Raw genomic sequence first — 16,163 nt, 5'->3', positions numbered from 1 at the left:
GGATGTTTCCCCTATGTTACGATTAAGAATAGTACGTTTTGTCACGAGAGGGGTCGGAATCCTTGGGTCATTTTGTCTTGATAGACGGGAATAGTATTGCCAACCGCGCCTTTTATGCACTGCCGCTGCTGTCCACGTCAGCAGGACTGCATACGAATGCTGTGCTCGGTTTTACGACCATGCTGTTGAAGGTATTGGAAGAGCTCCAGCCGACTCATATCATGGTCGCATTTGACGCTGGCAAAGTCGTGTTTCGCCACAGTGAATTTGCGGAGTACAAGGGTGGACGGAAAAAGACGCCGCCCGAGCTTTCCGAGCAGTTCCCGCTCATGCGTGAATTATTGGACGCCTTCTCCATCAAGCGATTTGAGCTGGAAGGCTATGAAGCGGACGACATCATCGGCACCCTGACGAAACAGGCTGACGAACAGAATTGGAAAACGACTGTAATCACCGGGGACAAGGATATGCTGCAGCTCGTCTCGGACCATGTAAGCGTAGCTTTGACGCGTAAGGGCGTCAGCGAGATCGAACTGTACACGCCACAGGAGATTACGGATAAATACGGCCTTGAGCCGCTGCAAATCATTGATCTAAAAGGGTTGATGGGCGATACCTCCGACAATATTCCGGGGGTGCCTGGGGTAGGCGAAAAAACAGCCCTGAAGCTGCTGCATGAGTACGGCTCTGTGGAGCAGGTGCTGGAAAACGTCGATCGCGTATCCGGCAAAAAACTGCAGGAGAACCTGCGTGAAAATGTGGACAAGGCCAAGCTGAGCAAAGCCTTGGCGACGATTATGCGAGATGCCCCTGTTGAGCTCAATCTTGAAGATACGGTCTACGACGGCTATGACGGGGCTTCTGTCACGGAATTCTTTAAAAAGATGGAATTCAAATCCCTGCTGTCCAAAGTGAAGGGGACAGCCTCTACTGCGCCGAGCGAAGAAAAGCAGGCATTTTCCTTTGAGGTGGTGACGCCTGAAAATGCGGACTCCTTCGCAGCGAATCTGACTTCCCCGATGGCGATCTACGTTGAGATGGACGGAGAGAATTATCACCATGCGCCGATTTTGGGATTTGGTCTGGCGAACGAAGACATCGCGCTTTATGTGTCCTGGGACGACGCCAAGGAATGGGAGGCTTTCCGCAACTGGCTGGGGGACGCAGGCCAGGAGAAATGGACGTTTGACGGCAAGCGCGACACAGTGGGACTTGCTTGGCACGGCCTGGACATCAAAGGCATCAACTTTGATGTATACCTCGCCTCCTACCTGCTCAACGCGGCAGAGAGCAATCCGACTGTGGACAGCATAGCGGCCCAATACGCCCAGGTGCACGTCTTGCCCGACGAGGAGTTGTACGGAAAAGGGGCCAAGCGGCTGATCCCGGAGACGGATGAGTTGAGCGAGCATGTCGCGAAAAAGGCGAAGGCCATCTGGCAAGCTGTCCCTGTCTTGCGCGAGCAGCTGGAAGAAAATGACTTGTCCGGGTTGCTCAACGATCTGGAAGGACCGCTCAGCCTAGTGCTTGCGGAGATGGAGAAGCACGGGGTTCGCGTAAACGCCGAACGATTGGCACAGATGGGGGAAGAACTGGATCGCAAGCTGGAGGATTTGACTGCGCAGATCTATGATTTGGCAGGCATGTCCTTTAATATCAATTCGCCCAAACAGCTCGGCGAGGTCTTGTACGAAAAGCTGGATCTGCCTGTTTTGAAAAAGACCAAGACGGGACCTTCGACCAGTGCGGATGTGCTGGAAAAGCTGGCTCCCTATCATCCGATTATCGACACCATCCTCACCTTCCGTCAGTTGGGCAAGCTGCGCTCCACCTATATCGAGGGTTTGACCAAGGAAATTCACGGGAATACAAGCAAGGTACACACCATTTTCAATCAGGCCACGACAGCGACCGGAAGATTGTCCAGTACAGATCCCAACTTGCAGAACATCCCGATCCGTATGGAAGAGGGAAGGAAGATCAGGGAAGCCTTCATCCCTACCGAAGCAGACTGCTATATCCTGGCGGCTGACTACTCGCAGATCGAGCTGCGCATCCTGGCTCATATCTCCGGGGATGAGAATCTGATCGATGCGTTCCGCAAGAATATGGATATTCACACGCGCACGGCAATGGATGTATTTGGTGTGGCCGAACAGGATGTGACATCCCTGATGCGGCGCCAGGCCAAAGCGGTCAATTTCGGGATTGTGTATGGCATCAGCGATTATGGCTTGTCGCAAAACCTGAATATCACCCGTAAGGAAGCAGGCGACTTTATCGAGCGCTATTTCTCCGTCTTCTCAGGCGTGAAACGCTGGATGGAAGAGATCGTCCAGCAGGCCAAGCAGGACGGATACGTCACGACGCTGCTTCAGCGCCGCAGATACCTGCCGGATATTCGCAGCAGCAACTTCAACCTGCGCTCCTTTGCCGAGCGTACGGCGATGAATACGCCGATCCAGGGGACAGCCGCGGACGTCATCAAGCTCGCGATGATCCGCATGCAGAAGTCCCTGGAGGAAAAAGGGTTGAAAAGCCGCATGCTGTTGCAGGTGCATGACGAATTGGTTTTTGAAGTGCCGCAGGATGAATTGGAAATCATGCAGAATCTAGTGCCAGAGGTCATGGAAAACGCACTCGAGCTGGATGTTCCGCTCAAGGTGGACGTGAATTACGGACGCAGCTGGTACGATGCCAAGTAGGCGGGCCGATGACAGATAAGAGAAATGAGACAGCGAGAGGAGGAGGCATATGCCGGAATTGCCAGAGGTGGAGACCGTCGTACGTACCCTGCAGACCTTGGTGAAGGGAAAGAAGATCGAACGGGTAAGTGTAAGCTTGCCGCGAATCATTCGCCAACCTGATGATGTAGAAGCGTTCAAGGCGCAATTGTGCGGACAGACGATTCATGAGATCAAAAGGCGGGCCAAGTTTATCCAGTTCATTCTCGACCAGGATGTGCTGATTTCCCATCTGCGGATGGAGGGCAGATATGGACTGTACCATGCCGTGGAGCCGGTGGAAAAGCATACGCATGTCATTTTTCACTTTACGGACGGGACCGAGCTGCGCTACCGCGACGTGCGCCAGTTTGGCACGATGGATGTCTTTCCCAAGGGACTCGAAACATCGGTCGGGCCGTTGGCAAAGCTCGGCGTGGAGCCGCTGGACGAAGGATTTACGCCGGAGGTTCTGCGCGGATTGTTGAAAAACCGCACGACAAAAATCAAGCCGCTGCTGCTGAACCAGGAATGTCTGGTCGGCCTGGGGAATATTTATGTGGACGAGTCGTTGTTTAAGTCGGGAATTCACCCGGAGACTCCGGCGGGAAAATTGACGGGCAAGCAAGTCGAGCGTCTGCATGAGAGCATTGTGTCTACTCTGCAGGAAGCTGTCGAGCAAGGCGGCAGCTCGATCAAGTCCTACGTAAACGGCCAGGGCGAAATGGGGATGTTCCAGCAGTCGCTCGCGGTCTACGGACGCAAGGATGAACCGTGTGTCAACTGCGGAACGCCGATCGTCCGCTTGGTTGTCGGCGGCCGTGGGACACATGTCTGTCCCAAATGTCAGAAGCGGAAGTCATAAAGTACGAGCAGGGGAGGAGGATGGAGATGATTCTGGGTTTGACAGGCGGCATTGCCACTGGAAAAAGCACCGTCACCGGGATGCTTCGGGAACGAGGGATACCGGTGATCGATGCAGATCAGATTGCCCGGGATGTAGTAGAGCCGGGAAAACCGGCGTATGAAGCAATCGTGGCGCATTTTGGCCGCGAGATTCTTCTCGCTGACGGTCAGATTGACAGGAAAAAACTGGGTGAGATCGTATTTTCGGATGAATCAGAGCGGCAAAAACTGAATGCCATCGTCCATCCTGAGGTGCGTCGTGTCATGCGCGAAGAAGCAGAAGCGGCAGAAAAGAACGGAGCAAGCATCGTTTTTATGGATATTCCCCTGCTGTTTGAAAGCAAGCTGCAACACATGGTGGACAAAATCGTCGTGGTCTACGCACCCGCTCACATGCAGTTGGCACGGATGATGGAGCGCGATGAGATGCAGGAAGAGCAGGCCCAAAAACGGCTGCGCGCGCAATTGCCCATCGATCAGAAAAAAGCCGAAGCTGATTTCTTGATCGACAATTCGCGCTCACGGGAAGAGGCGGAGCGGCAAGTCGAAGAAATGCTGTCGGCGATCCGTGCGGAGATCGGTTTATGACGTTAGGCAAACGAAGAGCATGGTTGGGAATTGTCTTGATCGCGTTCTTCTTTTTGCTCAATACCTCGTTTGTCTGGAAGTGGATGTACCCCATCAAGTACCGGGAGGAAATCATGGATGCCTCGCGTCAATATCGGGTGGATCCACATCTCATCCTGGCAGTGATCCGTTCGGAGAGCAGCTTCCAAGCTGATCGGGTCTCCAAAAAAGGGGCTATCGGATTGATGCAAATCATGCCGGATACGGCTGAATGGATCGTTCAGCAGGGGGGATTCAAGCCTGCGAATAAGGATTATCTCTACGATCCGGTCATGAATATCCAGATCGGCACCTGGTACCTCCAGTTTTTGGGGAATCGCTATGAGGGGGATATCGCCAAGGTGATTGCTGCCTACAATGCCGGTCCCGGCAAAGTGAATGGATGGTTGAATGACGGACAGTGGAATGGGCGAAGAGAGTCGCTGGAGGACATTCCTTACCCGGAGACGCGCATGTACGTCCAGCGGGTGTTGTATTATCAGGACCGTTACCAGCGGGTATACGACCAGGAATTGCATTGAAAAGTCGCTTTCTCGATACAAAGAGAGAGCGACTTTTCGCTTTTTAGGTCCAAAATAATACGAAAAATCGTCCAAATATTTATTTTTCAGTAAAACACATTGATAATTGTGTCATACTTATTATAATAAAGGTAACAAATCAGCGTAACTTAATTGAGGAAGGGGTTTCTTTTATGACTATCAAAATTGGTATTAATGGTTTCGGCCGTATTGGGCGCATGGTCTTTCGCCGCGCTATTCAGGACCCCAACATCGAAATCGTCGCTATCAACGCCAGTTATCCAGCAGAGACACTTGCTCACCTGTTGAAATACGACACCATCCACGGACGTCTTCCAAATAAAGTTGAAGTAAAGGATCAAACCATCATCGTAGATGGAAAGCCGACAAAGGTATTGTCCGACCGCGACCCGCTCAAGCTGCCTTGGGGAGAGCTCGGCGTGGAAATCGTCGTCGAAGCCACAGGCAAATTTACCAACCGTGAAGGCGCTGGCAAGCATCTGCAAAGCGGCGCGAAAAAGGTTGTCATCACCGCTCCGGCAAAAGAAGAGGACGCTACGATCGTAATGGGCGTCAACGATACCATTTACGATCATGCGAACCATCATATCGTTTCAAACGCTTCCTGCACGACGAACTGCCTGGCTCCTGTAGCCAAGGTGCTGCATGAGGCGTTCGGCATCGAGCAAGGCTTGATGACTACGATTCACTCGATCACCAATGACCAGGTGAATATCGACAACCCGCACAAGGACTTGCGCCGTGCCCGTGCGGCAGGGGAATCGATCATTCCGACTACGACTGGAGCTGCTCGGGCTGTAGGGATCGTATTGCCAGAATTGAATGGCAAGCTGAACGGCTTTGCGCTTCGTGTTCCGACTCCCAACGTCTCAGTCGTCGATCTGGTGATCAACACCAAAAAACCAGTGACTGTAGAAGAAGTGAACCGCGTCCTGCGAGAAGCGAGCGAGGGCAGCATGAAGGGATACCTGGAATTCTGCGACGAGCCGTTGGTATCCAGCGACTTCAACGGCAATGAAAACTCTTCGATCGTCGATGGTCTGTCGACGATGGTCATGGGCACCAATCAAGTGAAAGTAATCGCCTGGTACGACAACGAGTGGGGCTACTCCTGCCGCGTCGTGGACCTGGTGCGTCACGTATCCGAACAGTACAATGCCAGTCCAGTGAAAGAGACAGCGGCTGCAGGAGTTCGCTAATCGCAACTGGAACAAAAAAGGAGAGGGGCTGTCCCGAGAAGTCAATAGACTTCAGGACAGCCCCTCTTCAGCGTTTCCCTATTCGGTTGTAGCTGCCGATTCGCTAGGCGGGGTCAAGGCGCTCATCTCAAACAGCTGCTCGTCTTCAAATCCGACAATAAAAAGCTTGATGAGTGTCTTCAGATCGAGATCGTAAGGGGAATGCACATCATTGCCGCGTCCATCCTTGAGAACACGGACAGTCGGACGGTGGCAGTAGTCTGGGTCGACCTTGCTGACGACGCCGACCTCTCCTGTATTGAGAACGACGCTGCTTCCGATCGGAAAAACGGCGATATGCTTGATAAAAGCATTGATCAGGTGATGCTCGAACAAGTGGCCGCCTGCGCCGAGCAGGTATTCCATGGCGTCCTGCGGCATGTAGCGCCCGCGCCAGGGGCGAGGTGAGGTGAGGGAATCATAGACGTCGCAGATCCCGACGATCTGGGCGTATTCATGCACTTGTTTTCCTTTCAAGCCCTGGGGGTAGCCGCTGCCATTGATGCGTTCATGATGCTGCAGACAGACATGTGCCGACAAGAGGGAAATGTCATGCTGCTTGCGCAATAGATTAAACCCGTTCATCGTGTGCTGCTTGGCGATCTCCTGCTGCTCGGGAGTCCAACGCTCTTTGGTATTCAGGAGTTCCTCTGGAAGCTGCAGCTTTCCAATATCGTGAAGCATCGCGCCAATCCCCAATTCCATCAGTTGGCTTTGGTTGTAGCCAAGCGACATTCCGACTGCCGTCGAAAGCACGGCCACATTAACCGAGTGATGGTACAGGGAAGGGGAATGAGTAGAGATCGTCGTCAGATGTCCGACCATTTGCTCGTTGTGCATCAGATCTTCCAGGATCGCGCTAAAAGCCCGCTGAAAATGGAGGCCCATCTCGAGCAAGGAAATTTTGCGCGCCAATTTGTTCGAATTGGTGATCTGCTTCACTGTTTTTTCAATCGCTTCTACAGCGATCTGCCTTGTTTGCGGGCGGATGACATCCTCGACAACGATGTCGGAAGTCCGAGGATCATCAATGTAGATGGCATCTACTTCTGAGCGGTGCAGCCCTTGGATGAGCCTTTCGGTGAGGTCCATGCCTTTTCCTAAAAGCACCTTGCCATCCTGGGTAAACACGGTTCGCGCCAGCTTCATGCCTGGCCGAACTTGTTTCAAAGATACTAGGCGCATTGAAATCCCTCCAACAGTCCATATTGTAATTTATTCGAAAGAGGCTTGAAATAGGTAGAAGGATTGACTTGACTTCTTGTAGGCACATGAGGGACACTGTTTACAACGAATGTTCGCAAGGGAGTTGATTCCACGATGCGCTGTCCATTCTGTGAGTACAACGGGACCAGAGTCCTGGATTCGCGTCCTTTCAACAATTATAAATCGATTCGCCGCCGTCGTGAGTGCGAAAAATGTGAACGCAGGTTTACCACATTCGAAATGGTAGAAGAATCTCCTTTAATTATCGTCAAAAAAGACGGAACTCGTGAGGAATTTAGTAGAGAAAAAGTATTGCGCGGACTGGTGCGCGCTTGTGAAAAACGTCCGGTTCCATTGGAAACCCTGGAAGATGTAGTGAGTGACATCGAAAAGGAATTGCGCAATTGCGGCCAAGCGGAAGTGCCGAGCGACGATGTCGGAGAAAAAGTAATGGAGCGCTTGTACCATGTCGATGAAGTTGCCTATGTCCGGTTCGCTTCGGTTTACCGCCAGTTCAAGGATATATCCGTATTCATGAAGGAGCTGGAAGAGCTGTTGTCGCAAGCCAGAAACAGCCAATCCCCTCTCTCCAAAGAGTAGCGCATATCTCTACGTACGGGACAAGCCAATCGCGGCTCTCGCTATCTGACAGCGGGGGTCTTTTTCGCTTTCCATCGGTTTTCCCCACTTTGCATTCATCGCCATGCTATAATAGAGAAATGAGATTTCACAGGAAGGAAAGAGTCACATGCGCCGACTGGTATGGAACGAAATGACGCCGAAGGATCGGTATCTGGTGCGGATGATCAGGCCGCTCAGCTTTGCCGAGATGGGCTTCGTCGCCCAGCTTTATTTGCCGATCATGGGTGTCGAATCCTTCGCCCTCTATCAACTGCTGGCCCATGAGGTTCAGCCTGTCAGCGGCGGAGCAGCCGAAAACACACACCGAAGCCTGATGCTCATTACCTCGATGTCGCTGGACCGATTGCTCAGCGCGCGGGAGCGGCTGGAGGCACTGGGGCTTCTGGAGGTGCGCCGAAGGGAAAATGCGCAGCGTGACTATTTCTATGAATACATGGTCAAACCGCCATTGAGTCCAAACGAGTTTTTTGCGGACTATGTGCTGTCACTCATGCTGTTGAACAAAATCGAAAACATTCGCTATCAACAGCTGCGGCAGCAGTATGCGGACCCGCTCGCCAATCAGTTGACGAAGGAATACACGGCAGTGGAAAACATGACCAAGGACTTCCACGAAGTGTTCCAATCCTTGAAGCCGTCTGAGCTGGAGGTCGAGAAAGGCTCGGAGAGGGAGCAGTTTTTGCTGCAGATGGAGTCTGATTATCCGGCAGCGGAGATGAAATCGTGGTATGAGCCGGAAGTGCAGCATCCGCTCAGCGTCTCTTCCCTTCGTCTCTATTTGCCCGACAACGCGGACGCGGACCAGGTGCTGGTCGGTGACAGCATGGAATTTTTGTACCGTTTGTGCCACTTCTATCAATTGGATAGCTGGGGGTTGGGACAAGAGCTTCGCGACTGGACGCTGTACAAGCCGGACCGCAGTCTGGACAAAGAAGTGCTGCGCAAGCGATTGGTGCAACGGTATACGGATGACAAGCTGTACCGCACCGAGCCAGTCACCCTCCCTGCAGGAGAGAGCTTTGGACCGGGCAAGCTGCCGCCAGCAGGCAGTGAAGCGTTCGTACGGGCATGCCGTCTGCTCTCTCCGCTTGCCTTATTGGAGCAGGTGGTCGGGGGCCGGGTCAGCAAAGTGTTTCTGGAACGGGCTGAGACGCTGGTCTTCACGGACGGAATGCAGGCGGAGGTAGTGAATGCGTTGCTGCTGCATACCCTGGCAAGCATGCAGATGGAACTGCCGAAGTCCTATATGGAGACGATTCGCGACAGCTGGAAAGCGAAACGGATCGCGACAGTGGACGAGGCAGTGAAGCAGATCCTGGAACGGACGGAACAGCGCGAGCAGGCCGCAGAAAAAGAGAAGCAGCCAAAAAAAGCGTCTGCACCCGCACGACGCAACAATCGCGCAGTCCTCGAAGACAAGCTGCCAGCCTCTGTGGAGTGGCAGATGGCTCAGGAAAAGCAGGCGACCGGAGGAAAAAAAGGTCAGTCGATTCAGGATTTTCCGGAATTGCAAGAAATGCTGCAAAGCCTGCGCAGCAAGCAGAAGGGAGAGTGATGGTAAATGGAGTCTATCGGTCAATTCATGCAAGAGCTATCCAAGCGTACGCCTCGCCAGCTTCTGACTCCCGAGCAGCAGTTGGACAAAATGTTGGGCTCGTCCTCCTATTTGAAAGGCTTTGCCCAAAACCATCATGAACTCGGGAGGGAGGACTACCTGCGTTCACTCTCCACCGTTTACACCGCCGTCAAGGAACAGTACTGGTGCGAGCATTGTCCGGGGCTTGGCGAGTGCCCCAATCTGGTAAAAGGGCATCGGACCCAACTGGATGTGGTGAACAACACCGTTGTGAGCGCAATCGCCCCCTGCAGCAAGCAGCTTTCCTACGAGGAGGAGCTGAGACGGCGCCGCCTGATGCGCAGTTACTACGTCTCCGAGGAGACGATGAACGCCTCCTTTGAAGGCCTGGTTATCGACGAGGGCAACCTGAACGTGGTCGGAGCAGCGATTCAATTTTGTGAAAAGGTAGGGACGGGCGAGAGAGTCAAGGGACTCTACTTGCACGGTCCTTTCGGAGTAGGGAAAAGCTATATCATGGGCGCCATCGGAAGGGAATTGTCGGAGCGAAACGTGGCTTCGCTGCTCGTCTACGTTCCTGATTTTATCCGCGAGATGAAAGATTCCATCTCCGATCAGTCCTACGCAAGCAAGCTGGAACTGCTAAAAGAAGTGCCCGTGCTCATCCTCGACGACATCGGCGCGGAGAATCTGACGCCCTGGGTTCGGGACGAGATCCTCGGTGTCATCCTGAACCAGCGCGCCAACAACCATCTGCCTACTTTGTTTACTTCCAATTATTCCCTGGAGGAGCTGGAGGAGCATCTTTCCATCTCCAACGGCAATCGCATCGAACGAACCAAGGCAGCGCGAATCATGGAGCGAATCCGCCATTTTGTGGATGTGTACGAAATCCTGCGCGAAAATCATCGCGGCTAGGACCAGATCTGTTCCAGTTCCCATACGGTGAGGGCAAGCACTTCACGCATTTTATGATAGGGAGAATAGAGGACGTGAGACTGGACGCCTGCGACGGCGGCTGGCAGCTGCAGACTGTCAGCCATCTTTTTCGCCCGCGCCAGGTGATAGTCATGACTGATGATCAGAGCATTTTTTAAATGGGCTTTTTCCATGACCTGCTGGCTGAACAGCAGGTTTTCGTATGTGCTGCGCGCTTTGTCTTCGATCAGGATCGCATCGGCAGGAACGCCTTTTTCCAGCAGATAGGTGCGCATGGCCTGGGCTTCGGTCACCTTTTTCCCCTCTCCCAATCCTCCCGACACCAGCAGCACCTTCACATAGCCTTGGTTATAGAGCCACAGCGCGTACTCCAGGCGTTCACTCAAGCCGGGGCTTGGTCGATCGCCCCAGACTGCCGCGCCGAGAACAATTCCGACATCGGCTTTGCGGGGTGCTGCTTCGTCGATCGTGCGCTGGATCAGATAAAGGTTGTAGCCGCACCAGATGGAAGCCGTGGCGAGCAGGATCACGCTGACGAGAAGGAGCTTTTTGCGCCAGGTCTTTCTTCGTTTTTCTTTCACGATGGGTTCTCCTTTGTGTGACACTGCATGAGTGGTTCTATCTTTTCTTTCATTCTATTTGACGCACGAAATTTCCTAGCAGTTACAAGATTCGACGCATTTCTGACATGAAGAACTAGTAAATTTATTCGGGGAGAAGCCGATATAGTTAGAGAGGCAACATTTTTGAAGTGGATTACACACACGTGGGGGAGGCTGACGATGTTCTGGAAGAAAACGATGCTCATGTTCCTGGCCGTCTTGCTGTTGAGCGGATTGGGAACAACCCAAGTCGGATTGGCTGCGGATGAAATCAGCAAATTGGTGTTGACTACCAATAAAGTGACTCTGGAGACAGGGGACACGACACAATTGACAGCCAATGCGATCTATCAATCTGGCAAAGTCGAAGATGTGACCATACATACTACTTGGTCGAGTGCAGATGCGAGTATTGCCTCCGTCTATGCAGGGAAGATTGCGGCAAACGGAGTTGGAAACACCACTTTGACCGCCAATTACAAAGGCTTTCCGGCAATCGTGGATGTTACCGTAACGAAGAAAGTGAAAGCTTTGACCTCCGAGACGCAATCTGTCAATCTGCGGATCGGCAAGGATGTGCTGGTGAATTTGACGGCCGTGTACAGCGACAATTTGCAGGAAGAGGTTACCGAGCTGGCGGACTGGTCCGTCGATAAACCCTCGATTGCCTCTGTACTCAACGGTAAAATCAAGGGCTTGAGTTCGGGTACGGCTACGGTCACTGCCAAATACGGCAGTCAGTCGTTCAGCCTGCCGATCAGCGTCGAGATTGCCCATCGACTGGAGCCTGAAAAAAGCAAAGTTTCTCTGTTGCTCGGTGAAGAGGATGAAGTCGGGCTGAAGGCGATCTTTCCAGATGGTTCGGAAATTCCGAACGTAGCAGACAAGGCGGAGTGGTCGACGAGCAACGCGGATGTAGCGGATGTCATCAAAGGAAAGATCAAGGGTTACGGGGCAGGTACAGCCGTAATTACCGCTGCCTATGGCACGAAGACCGCAACAATCCAGGTGGAAGTCGACATGGCGCAAAAGCTGGAAGCCAGCCATCAAGACATCTTCCTGAAAGTCGGGGATGAAAAAGAGATCACCCTGACCGCAACCTACGCCAACAAGGACCAGGTTGAGGTCGGAGACAAGGCTGTATGGACATCGAACAAGGAAGATGTCGCGTATTACAGCAAGGGCAAGATTCACGCGGTATCTACAGGTGAGGCGATCATTACCGCTTCATACGGCAGTAAAACCGTTCAGGTGAAAGTAGACGTCGAAGTGCCGCGATCCCTGGATGTTGTACCTGCTTTCCTCATGATGAAGAGCGGGACTAAGGAAAAGGTCATTGTGCAGGCTTCGTTTGCCAACGGATCGAAAGAACAGGTCACAGGGAAAGTAACCTGGACTTCGGACAACGAGGATGTCGTTTTTGCCAAGGAAGGCGAAATCTCCGCTTTCAAGCCGGGTACGGCAAATCTGAAGGCGGCATATGGCGGGAAGACGGCTACTCTGGTAGTGGATGTGGATGTACCGCAAAATCTGGTCGCCAATATGACCCAGCTCGCCATGCAAGTCGGTGAAGCGAAGCAAATTGAGGTCACTGCAAGCTTTCCAAATGGCGGAGGCCAAAGTGAAAACGTCACGAAGAAAATGACTTGGTCTTCGACTTCGCCAGCGGTTGCGACCGTACGTGAAGGTCTGGTGACAGGTGTAGGAACCGGCTCCACGACGATCACGGCAACGCTCGGCACGCGAACCATTACGATTCCGGTAGCGATCGGTGTGATGCAGACGCTGACGGTCGACAAGAAGAAGCTCGTTCTCAACAAGGACGAGAGTGATAGAGTGAAGCTGACGGCGAGCTATGCGGACGGGACGACCAAAGACGTAACCGAGCAGGCAGCGTGGACGACTTCCTCTGCGGCGATCGCCGAAGTAAATCAGGGAAAAATCACCGCAGTAGGCTCAGGTTCCACGACCATCAGCGCTGCCTTTGACGGAAAGACGGTCACCATTACGGTAGAAGTGGGTCAGGCCCAATCACTGTCGGTTGATCCGCGTTTGTTGATTCTGAACGTCAACGAGTCCGCTGAGCTGGTCCTGACAGCGACAGATTCGTCAGGTAACACGAAAAAGGTAACGGCAGATGCGGAGTGGAGTTCTTCGGCAATCAAAATTGCAGATGTTTCGCAAGGACGCGTGACAGGACTCTCCAGCGGACGAGCCACCATCACAGCGAAGTACGGCGGCAAGTCAATCAGTGTTCCGGTAGAAGTGGGCATTGTGACCAAGCTGGAGGCAGATAAGCGATTTGTTTCCCTGAAATCGAAAAAATCCGCCCAGGTTACCCTTACCGCTACCTTCTCAGACGGACGCCAATTGGATGTCACTTCGGCTGCTGAATGGAAGACCAGCAACTACAAAGCTGCCGATGTCTCGCAAGGCCTGATCACGGGAATTGCGTTTGGCAAGTCGACGGTGACGGCCCGCTACGGCGGCAAGAGCCTGTCCATTCCAGTGGATGTGGATACGCTCAAGTACCTGAAAACGGATGTCGTGCAGATTGTCATGAACAAGGGCGAGGTCAGACAGGTTACGGCCACAGCTACGTACATGGATGGATCTGAAGAGAATGTAACGATTCCTGGTCTCTGGACGACCAACCGTCTGCTGGTGGCAGACGTGAAGGATGGCCTGATTAAAGCCACCGGTTCAGGAAAAGCAACCATTTACGTCACATATGGCGGGAAGAAAACGCCAATTGTGGTGACGGTGAGATAATAGGAACGCGAAGAAAGCCAACCAACATGCATCGGTTGGCTTTTTTCTACGCCTTTGCCTGCTTGGGCCAGATAAAATGGGAGAGGGCGATGAGCAGGTCTGCTCCGAGAACCAGCGTCCAAAGCTTGAGCATGCCTGACAAGGCCTCCGTGCGGACAGGGTCCTGGACGAGATAGATGAGGAGGACCAAAAATCCTGCACCAATGAGATAGGCCAGCACATGACGAACCCAGCTTTTGAAATAGTGTTTCGCGTAGTCCAAACCGTAACGTTTGACCGGCTTGGGTCCTTGCTTGACGATGTAATATTGGAAACGTTCATCTGCCCAGGCGATCATGCTTTTCCCGAAGGCAATCGAGACGCCGATATAGACGGCTGCAAGAGAATGGGCTTGCGTAGCAGTAGCGCCGCGATAGAGATCCACGCTGGTAGTGAGCAGCAGAATCAGGTCAATGACGGGAGTGAGCGCGAGCAAGACTAGACCCAGTCGCTGCTTTTTCAACAGGTACCGAAAGACGAAACCAGCGATAATTACGACCCAAAAGGCGATCTCACTGGCAACGATCATCCAGGCGACAAATGACAAAGTATCTCCCCACCTTTTTTTTACTTTCAAGAAAATGTAAGACAAAAAGATTGTAACACGCTGCTTTTAAATAATACAAGTGTATTATTTAAATTGTCGCCCGATTTATTCTCTGCTACAATGAAGACATGCCAAAAATCGTTGATCATGAAGAAAGAAGGAAACAAATAGCCGAAGCAACATGGAGAGTGATCCTGCGGTGGGGCATGAAGGGGGCGACTGTGAGAAAGATTGCCCAGGAAGCAGGAGTTTCATTGGGTGCGCTGCGCCATTACTTTACTACGCAGGATGAATTGCTGCTATTTGCCATGAAGCTGGTGAAGGAAAGGGCGGCACAGCGAATTCGGGAGGTCGAGATGCGCGACCTGTCCCCGAAAGAGATGGTGATCCAAATCCTGTTGGAGATTCTTCCCGTGGACGAGCAGAGGATGGCCGAGATGGAGGTATGGTTCGCTTTTGTCTTTCATCAAAAATACAGGGAAGGCGAATCGGAGGAGATACCGCAAGGATTTTATCCTCAATTACGAAAACTTCTCTTCTACCTGGATCAGCAAAATTTGCTGGAAGAGGGACTGAATCTGGAGACGGAGGCGGAGCGATTATACGCATTAATCGACGGCATTGCTGTGCATGCGATGCTGGAAACGCAGAGGCTCCATCCAGAACGCATTGAACAGGTTTTGCGCCATCATATTGATTCGATTTGGAAAAAGGACTTTTAGCCCCACCGCGATCTGCGAGCTGCTTGAACGATCAGTTGGCCAGTTTAAGTCTATACAGGTATGAAAAAGATCAGCAATACGAATTAGACAAACGGGCGGGGATACGCATGAAATTGGAGCGTTTGATCTCCATCATCTATAAGCTGTTAAATCACGAAGTTTTGTCTGCCTCCATGCTGGCTGAAGAATTTCAAGTTTCCCAAAGAACCATCTATCGGGATATCGATGTGCTCTGCGCCGCGGGCTTCCCCGTCGTATCGTATCAGGGAACGAACGGCGGATATGGCATCATGGACGGGTACAAAATGGATAAAACCCTGCTCGGTTCGTACGATGTCAATTCTCTGATTACTGTGCTTAGAAGCCTCTCCACCGTGTTTGAAGACGAGCGTGCGCAGGGGACCATCGAAAGACTGCAGACGATTGGACCAAAGCATCACGACACGAGTCTGTCTGTAGACTTGGACACCCGCCACATGGAGCCCAACGCGCTTCGGCATTTACGTATGGCCATTGCCCAGCGAAAAATCGTCCGCTTTGAGTATATCGATGCCAAGAATGAACGCACAACCCGTGACATGGAACCGCTTCGGCTTCATTTTAAACATGCCAATTGGTACGTGTATGGGTTTTGCCGAACTCGGCGAGATTATCGGGAATTCCGTCTGTCCCGGTTAATGAATTTGTTCGTGACACAGGAAACCTTCGAGCAGCATGACAAGGTGCCGGAAGAGGCTGCTTCAGCAAACAAAAGATGGCAAGGTCAGCTGGAGGACGTAGTGATCCGGGTGGGACCGGAGGCTTTGGCGGAAGCAATGGACCGGTTTCCCCATGCCGATAAGCAATTTCATGCCGACGGGAGTATGAGAATGCGAATTCCTGTTTTCCAACCACTCGAAGCACGTTGGCTTTTGACAATTCTGCTTGGTTTTGGCTGCGGAGCAGAAGTCCTCGAGCCTCCCGAACTGCGAGGAATTGTAAAAGAACAGCTTCAAAATGCGCTCAAACATTACGAAGATGTATGACAGACTGTTGTCATACATCTTTTTTTATTATAAGGACATGAACAAATCACATGAAAT

14 protein-coding genes are annotated in these 16,163 nt (G+C 52.3%); 11 read left to right on the top strand and 3 right to left on the bottom strand.

Features of this window, described 5'->3' with window-relative positions:
- The first annotated feature begins 62 nt into the window (after nt 1-62).
- From polA to EDM58_RS23550, 5 genes are all read left to right on the top strand, one after another.
- On the top strand, nt 63-2,705 hold the full coding sequence (polA, locus tag EDM58_RS23570) for a DNA polymerase I (RefSeq protein WP_122915493.1): 2,643 nt from the start codon (nt 63-65) through the stop codon (nt 2,703-2,705).
- Between the two features lie 49 nt (nt 2,706-2,754).
- Nucleotides 2,755-3,588: a DNA-formamidopyrimidine glycosylase gene (mutM, locus tag EDM58_RS23565; RefSeq protein ID WP_122915492.1), complete on the top strand. Its 834-nt coding sequence runs from the start codon at nt 2,755-2,757 to the stop codon at nt 3,586-3,588.
- Nucleotides 3,589-3,608: 20 nt separating this feature from the next.
- Entirely contained in the window at nt 3,609-4,217 is a 609-nt protein-coding gene (coaE, locus tag EDM58_RS23560) for a dephospho-CoA kinase (RefSeq protein WP_122915491.1), read from the top strand.
- The gene (locus EDM58_RS23555; protein WP_122915490.1) at nt 4,214-4,777 is read left to right on the top strand and encodes a lytic transglycosylase domain-containing protein; all 564 of its coding nucleotides are present in this window, start codon (nt 4,214-4,216) and stop codon (nt 4,775-4,777) included. Before coaE ends, EDM58_RS23555 begins: the two co-directional genes overlap by 4 nt.
- A gap of 173 nt (nt 4,778-4,950) precedes the next feature.
- Nucleotides 4,951-5,997, top strand: coding sequence for a glyceraldehyde-3-phosphate dehydrogenase (locus tag EDM58_RS23550; protein WP_122915489.1), 1,047 nt, complete (start codon nt 4,951-4,953; stop codon nt 5,995-5,997).
- 78 nt (nt 5,998-6,075) lie between these two features.
- On the opposite strand, the gene EDM58_RS23545 is transcribed toward EDM58_RS23550, so the two are convergent.
- Complete coding sequence (locus tag EDM58_RS23545) at nt 6,076-7,221, bottom strand: HD-GYP domain-containing protein (RefSeq protein WP_122915488.1); 1,146 nt, start codon at nt 7,219-7,221, stop codon at nt 6,076-6,078.
- A 135-nt stretch (nt 7,222-7,356) separates the two neighbouring features.
- Here EDM58_RS23545 and nrdR point away from each other — a divergent pair, with 135 nt between their 5' ends.
- From nrdR to dnaI, 3 genes are all read left to right on the top strand, one after another.
- The gene (nrdR, locus tag EDM58_RS23540; protein WP_122915487.1) at nt 7,357-7,842 is read left to right on the top strand and encodes a transcriptional regulator NrdR; all 486 of its coding nucleotides are present in this window, start codon (nt 7,357-7,359) and stop codon (nt 7,840-7,842) included.
- Between the two features lie 148 nt (nt 7,843-7,990).
- Nucleotides 7,991-9,439, top strand: a complete 1,449-nt coding sequence (locus tag EDM58_RS23535) for a replication initiation and membrane attachment family protein (RefSeq protein ID WP_122915486.1) — start codon at nt 7,991-7,993, stop codon at nt 9,437-9,439.
- Nucleotides 9,440-9,445: 6 nt separating this feature from the next.
- Nucleotides 9,446-10,378 (top strand): primosomal protein DnaI, encoded by a 933-nt coding sequence (gene dnaI, locus EDM58_RS23530; RefSeq protein WP_122915485.1) that lies wholly within the window; start codon nt 9,446-9,448, stop codon nt 10,376-10,378.
- Here the strand turns inward: dnaI and EDM58_RS23525 are convergent.
- Entirely contained in the window at nt 10,375-10,980 is a 606-nt protein-coding gene (locus EDM58_RS23525; protein WP_246001002.1) for a YdcF family protein, read from the bottom strand. The genes dnaI and EDM58_RS23525 overlap by 4 nt on opposite strands.
- A 201-nt stretch (nt 10,981-11,181) precedes the next feature.
- Here EDM58_RS23525 and EDM58_RS23520 point away from each other — a divergent pair, with 201 nt between their 5' ends.
- The gene (locus tag EDM58_RS23520) at nt 11,182-13,773 is read left to right on the top strand and encodes an Ig-like domain-containing protein (RefSeq protein WP_122915483.1); all 2,592 of its coding nucleotides are present in this window, start codon (nt 11,182-11,184) and stop codon (nt 13,771-13,773) included.
- 46 nt (nt 13,774-13,819) lie between these two features.
- On the opposite strand, the gene EDM58_RS23515 is transcribed toward EDM58_RS23520, so the two are convergent.
- On the bottom strand, nt 13,820-14,341 hold the full coding sequence (locus EDM58_RS23515; RefSeq protein ID WP_425455636.1) for a hypothetical protein: 522 nt from the start codon (nt 14,339-14,341) through the stop codon (nt 13,820-13,822).
- A gap of 146 nt (nt 14,342-14,487) precedes the next feature.
- On the opposite strand from EDM58_RS23515, the gene EDM58_RS23510 reads away from it, so the two are divergent.
- Both EDM58_RS23510 and EDM58_RS23505 read left to right on the top strand, forming a co-directional pair.
- A complete protein-coding gene (locus tag EDM58_RS23510; RefSeq protein ID WP_122915481.1) occupies nt 14,488-15,081 on the top strand; it encodes a TetR/AcrR family transcriptional regulator in 594 nt (197 codons plus the stop codon).
- Between the two features lie 107 nt (nt 15,082-15,188).
- Nucleotides 15,189-16,106 carry a helix-turn-helix transcriptional regulator gene (locus EDM58_RS23505; RefSeq protein WP_122915480.1) on the top strand — a complete coding sequence of 306 codons (918 nt, stop codon included), beginning with the start codon at nt 15,189-15,191 and terminating at the stop codon, nt 16,104-16,106.
- The last annotated feature ends 57 nt before the right edge of the window (nt 16,107-16,163 follow it).

The organism is Brevibacillus panacihumi (assembly GCF_003710985.1).
GTDB classification, from domain to species: Bacteria; Bacillota; Bacilli; order Brevibacillales; family Brevibacillaceae; genus Brevibacillus; species Brevibacillus panacihumi.
The sequence above is the reverse complement of the archived record's forward strand: the minus strand, read 5'-3'. Positions and strand labels throughout refer to the sequence as shown.

Coding starts and splice junctions, on each gene's coding strand:
- EDM58_RS23505 (WP_122915480.1), top strand. CDS start 15,189: ATGAAATTGGAGCGTTTGATCTCCATCATCTATAAGCTGTTAAATCAC.
- EDM58_RS23545 (WP_122915488.1), bottom strand. CDS start 7,221: ATGCGCCTAGTATCTTTGAAACAAGTTCGGCCAGGCATGAAGCTGGCG.
- EDM58_RS23510 (WP_122915481.1), top strand. CDS start 14,488: ATGCCAAAAATCGTTGATCATGAAGAAAGAAGGAAACAAATAGCCGAA.
- EDM58_RS23535 (WP_122915486.1), top strand. CDS start 7,991: ATGCGCCGACTGGTATGGAACGAAATGACGCCGAAGGATCGGTATCTG.
- EDM58_RS23515 (WP_425455636.1), bottom strand. CDS start 14,341: ATGATCGTTGCCAGTGAGATCGCCTTTTGGGTCGTAATTATCGCTGGT.
- coaE (WP_122915491.1), top strand. CDS start 3,609: ATGGAGATGATTCTGGGTTTGACAGGCGGCATTGCCACTGGAAAAAGC.
- EDM58_RS23550 (WP_122915489.1), top strand. CDS start 4,951: ATGACTATCAAAATTGGTATTAATGGTTTCGGCCGTATTGGGCGCATG.
- dnaI (WP_122915485.1), top strand. CDS start 9,446: ATGGAGTCTATCGGTCAATTCATGCAAGAGCTATCCAAGCGTACGCCT.
- EDM58_RS23520 (WP_122915483.1), top strand. CDS start 11,182: ATGTTCTGGAAGAAAACGATGCTCATGTTCCTGGCCGTCTTGCTGTTG.
- nrdR (WP_122915487.1), top strand. CDS start 7,357: ATGCGCTGTCCATTCTGTGAGTACAACGGGACCAGAGTCCTGGATTCG.
- mutM (WP_122915492.1), top strand. CDS start 2,755: ATGCCGGAATTGCCAGAGGTGGAGACCGTCGTACGTACCCTGCAGACC.
- EDM58_RS23555 (WP_122915490.1), top strand. CDS start 4,214: ATGACGTTAGGCAAACGAAGAGCATGGTTGGGAATTGTCTTGATCGCG.